This window comes from Acidilobus sp. (genome assembly GCF_049973875.1).
Lineage (GTDB): Archaea > Thermoproteota > Thermoprotei_A > Sulfolobales > Acidilobaceae > Acidilobus.
Genome location: NZ_JBMFJI010000030.1, coordinates 1 through 10288, shown reverse-complemented (window position 1 = coordinate 10288; position 10288 = coordinate 1). Strand labels below are relative to the sequence as shown.

General features: G+C 62.1%; 14 protein-coding genes and 1 pseudogene. 8 read left to right on the top strand and 7 right to left on the bottom strand.

Features of this window, described 5'->3' with window-relative positions; translation table 11 throughout:
• The 3 genes and pseudogenes from ACP5H1_RS07425 to ACP5H1_RS07415 all read right to left on the bottom strand — a co-directional run.
• Window positions 1-510, bottom strand: a pseudogene (locus ACP5H1_RS07425) (RNA-guided endonuclease TnpB family protein); the annotation flags it as partial.
• The gene (locus tag ACP5H1_RS07420) at window positions 488-1072 is read right to left on the bottom strand and encodes an IS607 family transposase (protein WP_427973606.1); all 585 of its coding nucleotides are present in this window, start codon (window positions 1070-1072) and stop codon (window positions 488-490) included. The pseudogene ACP5H1_RS07425 and the gene ACP5H1_RS07420, both read right to left, overlap by 23 nt.
• A 54-nt stretch (window positions 1073-1126) precedes the next feature.
• Window positions 1127-1306: a hypothetical protein gene (locus ACP5H1_RS07415; protein ID WP_427973603.1), complete on the bottom strand. Its 180-nt coding sequence runs from the start codon at window positions 1304-1306 to the stop codon at window positions 1127-1129.
• Between the two features lie 187 nt (window positions 1307-1493).
• On the opposite strand from ACP5H1_RS07415, the gene fba reads away from it, so the two are divergent.
• From fba to ACP5H1_RS07400, 3 genes are read left to right on the top strand one after another with little or no spacing between them, the layout of a single operon-like run.
• On the top strand, window positions 1494-2330 hold the full coding sequence (fba, locus tag ACP5H1_RS07410; RefSeq protein WP_427973608.1) for a class I fructose-bisphosphate aldolase: 837 nt from the start codon (window positions 1494-1496) through the stop codon (window positions 2328-2330).
• A gap of 18 nt (window positions 2331-2348) precedes the next feature.
• Window positions 2349-3311: a carbohydrate kinase family protein gene (locus tag ACP5H1_RS07405; RefSeq protein WP_427973601.1), complete on the top strand. Its 963-nt coding sequence runs from the start codon at window positions 2349-2351 to the stop codon at window positions 3309-3311.
• Window positions 3312-3316: 5 nt separating this feature from the next.
• Window positions 3317-3901, top strand: coding sequence for a UbiX family flavin prenyltransferase (locus ACP5H1_RS07400; RefSeq protein WP_427973599.1), 585 nt, complete (start codon window positions 3317-3319; stop codon window positions 3899-3901).
• Here the strand turns inward: ACP5H1_RS07400 and ACP5H1_RS07395 are convergent.
• Entirely contained in the window at window positions 3876-4475 is a 600-nt protein-coding gene (locus ACP5H1_RS07395; protein ID WP_427973597.1) for a hypothetical protein, read from the bottom strand. The two genes, ACP5H1_RS07400 and ACP5H1_RS07395, sit on opposite strands and share 26 nt — an antisense overlap.
• A gap of 76 nt (window positions 4476-4551) precedes the next feature.
• On the opposite strand from ACP5H1_RS07395, the gene ACP5H1_RS07390 reads away from it, so the two are divergent.
• The 3 genes from ACP5H1_RS07390 to ACP5H1_RS07380 are packed head-to-tail and all read left to right on the top strand — an operon-like array spanning window position 4552 to window position 6197.
• On the top strand, window positions 4552-5229 hold the full coding sequence (locus tag ACP5H1_RS07390; RefSeq protein ID WP_427973595.1) for a hypothetical protein: 678 nt from the start codon (window positions 4552-4554) through the stop codon (window positions 5227-5229).
• Window positions 5213-5776 carry a tRNA-intron lyase gene (endA, locus tag ACP5H1_RS07385; RefSeq protein ID WP_427973592.1) on the top strand — a complete coding sequence of 188 codons (564 nt, stop codon included), beginning with the start codon at window positions 5213-5215 and terminating at the stop codon, window positions 5774-5776. Before ACP5H1_RS07390 ends, endA begins: the two co-directional genes overlap by 17 nt.
• A gap of 31 nt (window positions 5777-5807) precedes the next feature.
• A complete protein-coding gene (locus ACP5H1_RS07380; RefSeq protein ID WP_427973589.1) occupies window positions 5808-6197 on the top strand; it encodes a hypothetical protein in 390 nt (129 codons plus the stop codon).
• On the opposite strand, the gene ACP5H1_RS07375 is transcribed toward ACP5H1_RS07380, so the two are convergent.
• Together ACP5H1_RS07375 and proC are read right to left on the bottom strand one after the other, a co-directional pair.
• On the bottom strand, window positions 6166-7044 hold the full coding sequence (locus ACP5H1_RS07375) for a cation transporter (RefSeq protein WP_427973586.1): 879 nt from the start codon (window positions 7042-7044) through the stop codon (window positions 6166-6168). The two genes, ACP5H1_RS07380 and ACP5H1_RS07375, sit on opposite strands and share 32 nt — an antisense overlap.
• Before the next feature lie 98 nt (window positions 7045-7142).
• Window positions 7143-7949 (bottom strand): pyrroline-5-carboxylate reductase, encoded by an 807-nt coding sequence (gene proC, locus ACP5H1_RS07370; protein WP_427973583.1) that lies wholly within the window; start codon window positions 7947-7949, stop codon window positions 7143-7145.
• 70 nt (window positions 7950-8019) lie between these two features.
• On the opposite strand from proC, the gene ACP5H1_RS07365 reads away from it, so the two are divergent.
• Window positions 8020-8805, top strand: a complete 786-nt coding sequence (locus ACP5H1_RS07365; RefSeq protein WP_427973580.1) for a GNAT family N-acetyltransferase — start codon at window positions 8020-8022, stop codon at window positions 8803-8805.
• Here the strand turns inward: ACP5H1_RS07365 and ACP5H1_RS07360 are convergent.
• Complete coding sequence (locus ACP5H1_RS07360) at window positions 8793-9587, bottom strand: ATP/GTP-binding protein (protein ID WP_427973578.1); 795 nt, start codon at window positions 9585-9587, stop codon at window positions 8793-8795. The genes ACP5H1_RS07365 and ACP5H1_RS07360 overlap by 13 nt on opposite strands.
• Window positions 9588-9726: 139 nt before the next feature.
• Here ACP5H1_RS07360 and ACP5H1_RS07355 point away from each other — a divergent pair, with 139 nt between their 5' ends.
• Window positions 9727-10104: a thioesterase family protein gene (locus tag ACP5H1_RS07355; RefSeq protein WP_427973575.1), complete on the top strand. Its 378-nt coding sequence runs from the start codon at window positions 9727-9729 to the stop codon at window positions 10102-10104.
• Window positions 10105-10288: the final 184 nt, after the last annotated feature.

Sequence of the window (10288 nt, the reverse complement as noted above, 5' to 3'; positions counted from 1 at the left end):
GCGGCTGGAGAACCAGCTGCGAGACCACGAGAACGTGATGTACTCGTGCGGCCTCACGGTGACCCTCACGCTCTCGCCCTCAACCTTCATCAGCGTCGACTTCACCCTGACGTAGGCGCTCCTCAGCCTCGGCCTCCTTATAGCCGCCCTCCCCCTCTCGGCCCTCCTCCTCCAGCCCTTCAGTATTGAGTAGGCGTCGTTAATGGCGGCGTCGGCGTAGTGCGATGCCAGCGCGTTAGACCTCTCAAGCCTGTCCCTCAGCTCCCTGTAAACCTCCCCTTTTTTAGGCAGCGTTATTTTGACCCTGGTCAGGGCTCTCCCGCCCCTCCTCACCTCCTTCCTCTCAACCCTCACCTTACCCCACAGCCAGTCCAGGGCCCCCTGCAGCAGCGACCTGTAGTTCTCAAGAAGAGCCCTGCTCTCCTCCTTCCTGTCGTTCTTGATGGAGTACATCAGGTAGACGTACTTCTCCTCTGGCTGGAACGACTTAAGCCTCAAGCTCCTCGACACACCTCTTCACCTTCTCATACTTATGGCTCCTCATACCGTAAAGCTTGCCGCTGAACGACGTGAGGACTGAGATTAAGTCCTCCACCAGCTCCCGCTCTGGGGCCCCGTCCTCCCTGTTCAGCACTACTACCTCACAGTAGTGGGCCCTGCACACCTCCTCAATTATCTCAAAGCCGAACCTCACAAGCCTGTCTGGGTAAGCTACGACTACTTTTGACACCTCATTGTTCAGTATCATCCTCAACAGCCTGAGGAACCCCTTCCTCTTCATGTTTAGCCCAGACCCGACGTCTGTTATTATTAGGTCGTAGCTCTTTACCTGCCCCTGCAGGTACTTCACCTGGTTTTCCAGGTCGTCTTTTTGCGTGCCTGACGAAACCCTGGCGTATAGTATCACTTTCCTCTTCCTGGCCACTCCCATCAGTTTTTCCACGTCCTCTTCCCTGAACCTCCATCTCCCAGACTCCAGCACTACTGGTTTTATGTACCCCTTCTTAACGTAGTTCTGCAGCGTGCGGTATGAAATGCCAAGTTTTTGGCACACTTCCTTAGGTTTCAGCACTCTTGGTTCGGCCTCGCGACTAAATTTACATACAAAGTATGTAAAGTTTATTGTCTAGAGGAAACTGCTAGCTACGGCTGAGGGCGTGACCGGGGTGCCGTTGACGAAGGAGGCCCTGACCCCAGGGTAAAGGCCTAAGCTTGCCCCGCCGTGGGCTGCCAGGAAAGAGCCGCCGAGGGACAGGCCCACAAGAAAGAAGACGACCGCGACCCCAACAAGTCCCAGGAGCCTCAAGTCAATCCCCGGCAGGAGGACTCCTTAGATTGCTTATAAGTATCCTTGAAGCCCTTTCCATAAAATTTAACTTATTTAAGTTAAGAGCGTTGAAGGGGCCCGCTTAAGGGTCGTTGAAGCTTCCTTCAGGAGCTGTAACTTGAACTTATTAGACGCGGTGGCCCCTCACCTCGTGGAGGTTAAGGCTATGACGCACCCAGGCGTTAACTACGGGGCAGTTGGAGTCAGGGTGAGGCTCGGCAGGATCCTCAGGGACGGCAAGGCCGTTATATTCGCCTTCGACCACGGCTTCGAGCACGGCCCCAAGGACTTCCCCGAGGACAGGATAGCTGCCAGGAACATAATACAGCAGGTCGTGGACGCCGGCGTTGACGCCATAATGCTCCTGCCCGGCATGGCCAGGCTGACGCACGACATATGGGCCGGCAGGACCGCGCTCATAGTAAAGCTCACCGGCAAGACCGAGCTAAGGCCCGAGAGCTCCATACACCTGCAGACCAGGCTGGCCACCGTGGAGGACGCCGTGGCGCTCGGCGCTGACGCCGTCGCGGCCACGGTCTACTGGGGCAGCGAGCACGAGTCCGAGATGATAGAGAACTGGATGTTAATAAAGGAGGAGGCCGAGGCCTACGGCATGCCCGCCCTCCAGCTGGCGTACCCCAGGGGCTCTCACTTCAAGAACTGGTACGACCCTGAGGTCGTCATGTACGGTGTGAGGGCCGCCGTAGAGGTCGGCGCTGACCTCATAAAGACCTACTACACGGGCTCCAGGGAGACCTTCGCTAAGGTGGTAGAGATGGCCCAGGGCATACCCGTCGTCATGAGCGGCGGCGCTGTGAGGGACAGGCCTGTTGACTTCCTCACCGACCTCAGCAACGTGATGGCCGCCGGCGGCAGCGGCGTGGCCGTCGGAAGGAACGTGTTCAGGGCCAAGGACATAAAGTCCATGGCCAGGGCTGTAATGGCCGTGGTCCACGAGGGCCTGAGCCCGGAGGAGGCGGTAAAGCGCTTCAACCTTGAGTGATGGTGGTGTTCTAAGCTTATGGAGCAGAAGGACCTTGACGTAGTTGCAGTGGGGCACGCGCTTGTAGACCTCAGGTTCACGGTGAGCAAGTTCGCCTCCCCCGACGAGGAGGCTGACATAGAGGAGCAGAGCACGGGCCCCGGGGGCTCAGCGATAAACGTTGCCCTGATAACCTCAAGGCTTGGGGGCAAGGCGGCTGTAATAACAAAGATAGGGCTTGACAACTTCGGCAGGCAGATAGTTGAGGAGCTCGTCAGGAGCAAGGTCGACATATCTGGCCTCAAGGTAGGCTTCGGCTCGACGGGCTTCTCTGTGCTCATGATAGACAAGGAGGGCAACATAGTGCTCTACGGCTACAAGGGCTGCGCGGAGAAGCTGGACCCAGACGAGATAGACGAGAAGGTCATAGCTAGGGGCAAGTTCGTCCACATAGCCAGCCTGAGGCCAGACACGAGCCTCAGGGCTGCCGTCAGGGCCAAGGAGCTCGACGCCATGGTGTCCTGGGACCCCGGGAGGAGGCTCAGCATGGCCGGCCTGAAGACCCTCAGGGGGCTCATAAAGTTCGTCGACATAGTTGAGCTTAACAGCAGGGAGTGCGCCAACCTGACCGGCCTGAGGGACCCGGTGGCCTGCGCCGAGGAGATACAGAGGGTGGGGCCCTCCACAGTGATAGTGAAGATGGGCCCCAGGGGGCTCTACGCCCTGAGCGACGACTTCACGGGCTACGTGCCGGCCTTCAAGGTCAGCGTTGTCAGGGACTCCACGGGCAGCGGCGACACCTTCGCGGCCGCCATGCTGCTGAGGCTCTCAAGGGGCGAGAGGCTCAAGGAAGCCCTAGTCTACGCCCAGGCCGTGGCCGCCCTCAAGGTTACCATGCTCGGGGCCAACGCGCTGCCCCCCGTTGAGGAGATAGAGAAGTTCTACCAGGAGCACAGGAAGGAGGTGGAGGCCGGCATAGCTGACAAGCCGCCGGCTGAGTGATTGGCTTGCCCTGCGGCACGCTCTCGGTTGCAATAACGGGGGCCAGCGGGGTAAGGTACGGCATAAGGCTCCTCCAGGCCGCCTCGGAGCTGGGGCTCAGGCTCTCGGGGGTAATTGTGACAAGGTCCGCCGACCTGGTGGCCCAGGCCGAGGAGGGCATGAGGGCCGGCGAGCTCTTCGAGCTGGCCTCAAGGTACTCGAGGACCTACGGCGAGGACGACATGACCTCCCCCCTGGCCTCCTCGAGCAGCCAGCCGGACTGCATGGCAATAGTGCCTGCCAGCATGAAGACCGTGGCCCTGATAGCCAACGGCCTAGAGCTGAACCTGGTGGCCAGGGCGGCCCTGGCCATGCTGAGGCTCAGGAGGCCCCTCGTGGTCGCCTTCAGGGAGGCGCCGCTTGGGGTGGCCGAGCTCAGGAACCTGCTCTCGCTGGCTGAGATGGGGGCGGTGGTGATGCCCCTGGCCCCGGGCTTCTACTCTAAGCCAAGGACCATTGATGACCTGGTGGACTTCATGGTTGGAAAGATCCTGGACTCCCTGGGAGTTGACAACAGCCTCTACCTCAGGTGGAGGGGAGGGAGGCCTTAGCCCTCTCTATGGCGTCTATCATTGCCTTGGCCAGGCTCTCCTTGCCGGGGAACTCGTTGGGGGGCATGTAGTGGACCTCCACGTTGCCCAGCTGCGACGCAGTGACCTCCGCCTGGCCGGCTAGCCTCTTGTCGCCCGTGAAGAAGAGCACCCTCCTGGCCCCCCTGGCGACCCTCTCAACGACCTTAAGCACGTCAAAGTCGTCATTAGCTGGCTCCAGCACCCTCCTGGGCCCCGCCTGCTGGGGCGCCTGGAGCCCCCTCCCAACTATCACGTGGAGCTCGACGTCCGGCTCCTCCCTCTCTATGACGTCAGGGTAGTAACCCCTGAACATCTGGTCAAGGACCGCGACCACGCCGCCTCCCCTGCCCTGCTGGGCGGCGGGGGCCTGCTGGGCCTCCTGCTGGCCCTCCACTATGTCCCTGACTACCGTCAGCCTGCCGCTGGCTATGACGTCGCCGTCTATCAAAACTATGAACAGGTCCCCGGGCCCCTCCTTGTCAAGCTGGGACAGCTGGGAGGGGTCCAGGACCCTGACCTCCCTGCAGTCGAACACTATGAGCTTCCTGGCCACGCCTGATCCTCACGTGTTCGTCTGACGCTAAACTTATATGGTTACGCGTGACTATACAGCCCGGCCGGTGTTAATAATGGGAGAGAGCATCACCTCAAACATCATCATTGAGAGGCTCATAACTATGGCCCAGGGGGTTGAGGACACCTCGAGCCACATGCTCGAGGTCCTCAGCTCGCCCTCCTTCTCCCCCGAGCTCATCGAGAAGACCTACAGGCAGGACCTGCTCCGGTTCAGGGAGGTGGTCACCAAGGGCAAGGAGGGGCTCCTCGACTACATAGCCAACGGGAGGCTCAGCCTCATAGCCTACAAGGAGTTCTACATAGAGGCCGCCCTGCAGGTGGAGTGCATAATGAACAGGCTCGAGGCGGGCACCTACAGGCTCCTGCTGAGCCTCAGCCTGGAGAGGAACCTTCCCGAGAGCCTCGTGGAGAGCGTCAGGGGCCTGCTGAGGGAGCTGCAGGGCTCCTCAATAGCCCTGGTCGACATGCTGAGGGCCAACGAGGGCCCTGTGAAGGACCCGGCCGCGAGGAGGAAGCTGCTCGACGACAAGTTCGACCTGGTCAGCGAGGCCGAGAAGAGGGCCGACGCCATATACCGCGAGGCCCTGGCCATGGTGGCCGAGAAGTACTCCAACGAGGCAGCCAAGCTGCTCATGCTCAAGGAGGTCATAGACTCCTTCGAGGGCGCTGTAGACTGCGCCTACAACGCCTCAACCTACGTGAGGCTAGTCGGCCTTGGGCTCCTCAGCTGAGCCCGTCAGGGCTAAGTTAATAGGGGGCGTCGTCGTAGTCCCCTCGGTGGAGGGCTCCAGGAGGCTCTACTCCAGCGGCTTCTACGGCAGGCCCATGGGCGTGGAGAAGGTCAGGGACCCGAGCTCCATATCGTCCCCCCTCGTCCTCGACCCCCTGGAGGCCCTGTACCTGGCCGAGAGGGGCGTGATAGAGGTAGAGGGCGAGGACGGCAGGGTCCTCGACCTCAACGGCCTGAGGGAGGCCCTGGGGCTCACCGGCAGGCAGGAGAAGCTGTACCTGCTCTACAGGTCCCTCAGGTCAAGGGGGCTGGTGGTCAGGTCGGGCCTCAAGTACGGGGCGTCCTTTGTGGCCTACAGGAAGGGGCCGGGGCTTGAGCACGCCCCGTTCATAATACACTACTACGACCCCGACGAGCCCTTCGACCCAGTCGAGCTGGTGAGGGCCGGGAGGCTGAGCCACAGCGTCAGGAAGACGTTCATAGTGGCCACCACTGGCCAGGTAGGGGAGGAGCCATATTATATAATGCTTAAATGGCTTCGTCCCTAACTACTTCCCCTGAGCGAAGGGCGGAACAGCTGTGAGCTTCGGCCACAGAAGACAAGGGGACCCGAGGCCTGAGGCCAGCCAGGGGACTAGGCAGGAGCCAAGGCCAAAGCCCATAGGGGACAGGTGCAACCCCCTGTGCCCCTTCTTCAGGTGCGGCCAGAAGGCGCTTAGGGTTTCAGTTGAGCACTACAGGGGAAGGCCAGTAAAGGTGGCCATGTGCTCGCTGGTGGGCGACAGGTGCGTGGGCACCCAGTGCAGGTACGCCTACTGCGAGAAGAAGGCCATGCTGCCCGACGGCAGGTGCTCCTTCGCCATAGAGAGCAGGGCGAGGCAGATGAAGTCGTTCGAGGAGGAGCTGAAGGAGGAGGGGGAGCTGCCCGGGCTGGCGATCAAAGATAAGAGGCTGTCCGACGAGCTCTAGCCCCCTGCTGCCTCAGCTCGGAGCTCGGGACCACCCTGACGTCGGCGATGGCAACGCCGTCAAAGGATGCTATGAAGCGAGACACCCTCTTCTTGACCCTGTAGGCCCTTGCCAGGGTCGTCTCAGGCGGCAGCGCTATTATTGCCTGCACCAGGTAGAAGGAGCCGGCCCTGGCCACGTATATCCTGAGGGGCCTCAGCCCCATGGCTGCTATGCCCCTTCCTATGGCCTCCCTGAGGCCGGTGCCGAAGACCTCGGCTCCCAGGAGGGACTGGAGGGAGGCCCAGGAGCTCTCAATAGCGTTATAAAGGACTACCAGCATCATAGCGCCCAGCACCGCGGGCGTGAGGCTGAAGTGAGCCGTTGATATCGCTCCCCCCGCGACAACGTCAAGGGCCGCGTCGACGCTGGCGTGCATCAGGTCAGACTTCACTATGAGCAGCCTCATGTACCTGACCTCGGCTATGGCAACTGACGCCGAGAGGGCGGCGCTGGCCCAGAGTACCCAGGAGGTCCAGGAGGGCATCACCTTAGGGCCCGCGAGGGAGTCGGCGAAGGCCGAGGCCACCAGGTAGACAACGAATATGGACACCAGTATGGTCACTATGCCCTCGGCGTTGTAGAGTCCCCAGGGGAACGACCTGGACCTCCTGTAGGCGACCTTCAGCAGGACCGCGTAAAGCACGGCGAGGAGGGAGTCGAAGAGCGCGTGGTAGCCGTCAGCCTGAAGCAGGTAGTAGCCCCTCCCGAGGCCGAGGTAGAGCTCGTAGACCGCCAGCGGGAGGCCCGCCAGCCCGGTGACCAGGAACAGCCTCGACGCGTGCCTCAGCATGCCCTTTGATATCAAGCGACATCACCCCTTGCTATCACCCCCTGCCAGGAAGGGGCTACTCCATACCTATAGTTGTGTCCAGCCCCTTATTAATTTTAGGTACGCCTAAAGCCCTAGGAGAGGCCCATCTCGTCCCTCATCTCCTTGGCCCTCCTGGTGGCCTCCAGCACCGCCTCCATGAGGGTCCTCTTGAGCCCGTTGCCCTGGAGCACCATGACTCCCCTTATGGTGGTGCCCGCGGGGGTCAGCACCATGTCCCTGACCTGGTGGGGAGGCCTGCCAGTCTCAAGCAGGTTCCTGGAGGTCCCCATCATAGCCATGAGCGTGGCCCTGTAGGCCAGGTCCCTCGGGAGGCCGGCCGCTATGCCGCCCAGGGCCAGGGCGTCTATGACCTCCGCTATGAACGCCGGGGCGCTGCCGCTCAGGGCTGTGAGGGCGTCCATGTACCTCTCGTCGACCCACTCGACCGTGCCGAGCCTCCTGAAGAGCTCCTCGGCCGCCGACCTGGCGGCCTGGTCGCAGTTGGGGCCCGCCGAGAGCGTGGTGAAGCCCTCGTTAACCTCTACGTTTATGTTTGTCATCCCCCTTATCACCTTGGCCTTCGGGGCCCTCGAGGCTATGTAGCCCGTGCTCACCGCCGCCGCGAGGGACACCAGGGGCTTGCCCTCCAGCTCGGCCGCGACCTCCTTGAGCACGTCAGCCACGACGTAGGGCTTGACTGTGAGGATCACCAGGTCAGCGTCCCTGACCGCCTCAACGTTGTCGGTGGTTGCCTCGACGCCCAGGCCCCTGAGCCTCTCCACGGTCGAGCTGCTCCTGGCCGTGGCGATTACCCTGTAGCCCCCGCCGGCCCTCAGGAGGCCCCTGATTATTGCGCCCCCTATGGTCCCAGCGCCTATAACTGCAACCGCCCTGTCCACGTTCCCACTGGGCTCAGGGCGAAGGCTCAGGATTTTTAAGCCTTGATGGCGATGCTTTAGCGGTGCCAGCATGCTGAGCGAGGACGGCGTGAGGCTCCTGAGGGACACCATGGACATGCCCTCCCTGTTCCTCCTCGGCTCCCTCGAGGGCGTCCAGTGGCTCAGCTCCCTCGAGGAGGCGAGGGAGGCCAACGGCGACGTGGTCGGCCTCCAGAGGTCCAACTACTCTGAGGACTACTTCATAGACGTCGTGTGCAGGGGGCCCTGCACGGGCGCCCTCGGGGCCGCGCTTGACTACCTCAGGTCCTACGGCAGGGCCTGGGTGTCCACGTCGAACTTCGGCGTGATACAGGAGCTTGTCAAGGGCGGGGCCAGGGTGGAGGGCCTGACGGCCTTTCACGTCATGGAGGTCGACAGGGCCAGCTTCAGGAGGTTTGAGGGGGTGCCGGACTTCATCCGCTTCTCAGCCCTTGACGAGCACCACATAGAGGACCTCAGGGACCTCCTCTCCAAGTGGGACGAGTCGAGGGCCCAGTGGGCCGATGACATGATAATGAGGGGCACCGCCTTCGGCGCCTGGGACGGCGAGAGGCTCGTGGGGGTGGCCGCGACCTACGCCATGACCGAGGGCTGGTGGTACCTGGGATCCCTCTTCGTGGACCCCGAGTACAGGAGCAGGAAGGTGGGCATAAGCCTCTCCAGCGTGGCCACCGAGGAGGCCCTGGCCAGGGTCGAGAGGGCCTACATAACGGTTGAGGTCGACAACATAACTAGCCTTGCGATCAACTCCCTCCTGAACTACAGGTCCAGGGGGGTAAGCTACCTGGCGCTGGTCAGCCTGGCTCAGTCACCCTGATCCTCGTCAACGTCGTATATCCTGTAGTCGTCCCCTCCCTCGAGCACCTCCTGAACCTTGCCGTAGAGCTCCTTCAGGCTCACGTCGTCGTAGGCGCTGACGGGAAGTATCTCCCCTATGTAGCCCGCCTCGTACAGGGCCCTGGCGAGGCTCAGCGACAGGTTGAGCTCGGTGCCGCTGAGCGCCTTCGAGTCCCTCACCGCGGCCTCCAGGTAGCCCTCCTCGTGCAGCATGGGGAGCACGTTGTTCACGACCTCTGGGCTAAGCAGGTCGGCCTTGCTGATCACGTTTATCTGCGGCCTCCTGAGCCTCACGTTGACGGAGGACGCCAGGGTCAGTATGGACACTATGTCGGCCGGGCTCTCGAAGAACACCGAGTCCATGAGGAACACAGTGACAGCCTTGTCTTCCTGTATGAGGGCGTCGAGCACCAGGGGGCCTCCAACCCTGTAGGCGAAGGGCTCGAGCTGGCCCGGCGTGTCAACTATGACGTAGTCCGGCCTGAACTGCTCGACCTCCTCCCTGACCTTGTCCACGTGGTTTATCAGCGAGTCTATGGCGCTGACCAGGGCCCCGTTGGGACCGAGGCCCTTCTCCATGAACTCCTCCGCCGTCACGTAGTCCCTCACGTCGACGTCAGGGTCGTAGGGCGGCCTGTCCTCGGCTGGGTCGAAGTTGACCTTGGCCACCGTGGCCCCGAGGGACTCCATGGCTGAGGCCAACTGCATGGTCAGCGTGCTCTTGCCCGAGCCCGCGGGCCCCACAATCACTATGAACTTCAAGGCTAAGCACCGGGCTGGGGAAAGCCTCGCGCACACGCAGACCCGGGACGCGGGTCAGTTCACGCGGGGCGTCCTCCCGGTCAGACTAAACCTTTTATCCGAGGCTTAATAACCTTAACATCGCTTCCAAGGGATCCCAATGGCTGAGCTAGTGGAGTGCAGCGACGACTTCAGGGTTGAGAGGGCCCACCTGGCGGTCTCCGTGGGCTCGGGCGACGTGGAGGTCCTCTCTACCCCGAGCCTGCTCGCCTTTGTGGAGTCCGTGGCCTCGAGGTGCCTCTCCGGGGCCGTGAGCCCGGGCTACACGACGGTGGGCACCTACGTGGAGCTGAGGCACAAGGCCCCCGCGCCCCAGGGGGCGACGGTCAAGGTAACCGTGAGGGTTGAGAACTTCGACGGCAAGAAGGCCAGGCTCAGCTTCAGGGCCGAGTGCTGCGGGAGGCTGATAGGCGAGGGGGTGCACGAGAGGGTCGTGGTGAACAGGGACGACTTCCTCAGGAGGGCCGGGTCAAGGTAGAAACGCCTAAAAGCTCCCCTCCTCGACCTCACTGACCTGAAATGATCTACGTCAGGCTGGGCTGGAGCGGCGTGAAGGTCTCCAGGCTGTGCCTGGGAACGTGGCACCTGCCGCCCTCAGGGCAGGTTGACGAGTTCGGGGTCCTCAAGGTTGACGAGGAGGAGGCCCTGAAGGCCATGAGGAG

What these genes read in the sequence shown, in the direction of transcription:
- ACP5H1_RS07405 (WP_427973601.1), top strand. Translation starts at nt 2,349, where the DNA reads ATGGAGCAGAAGGACCTTGACGTAGTTGCAGTGGGGCACGCGCTTGTA.
- ACP5H1_RS07365 (WP_427973580.1), top strand. Translation starts at nt 8,020, where the DNA reads ATGCTGAGCGAGGACGGCGTGAGGCTCCTGAGGGACACCATGGACATG.
- fba (WP_427973608.1), top strand. Translation starts at nt 1,494, where the DNA reads ATGACGCACCCAGGCGTTAACTACGGGGCAGTTGGAGTCAGGGTGAGG.
- ACP5H1_RS07390 (WP_427973595.1), top strand. Translation starts at nt 4,552, where the DNA reads ATGGGAGAGAGCATCACCTCAAACATCATCATTGAGAGGCTCATAACT.
- ACP5H1_RS07355 (WP_427973575.1), top strand. Translation starts at nt 9,727, where the DNA reads ATGGCTGAGCTAGTGGAGTGCAGCGACGACTTCAGGGTTGAGAGGGCC.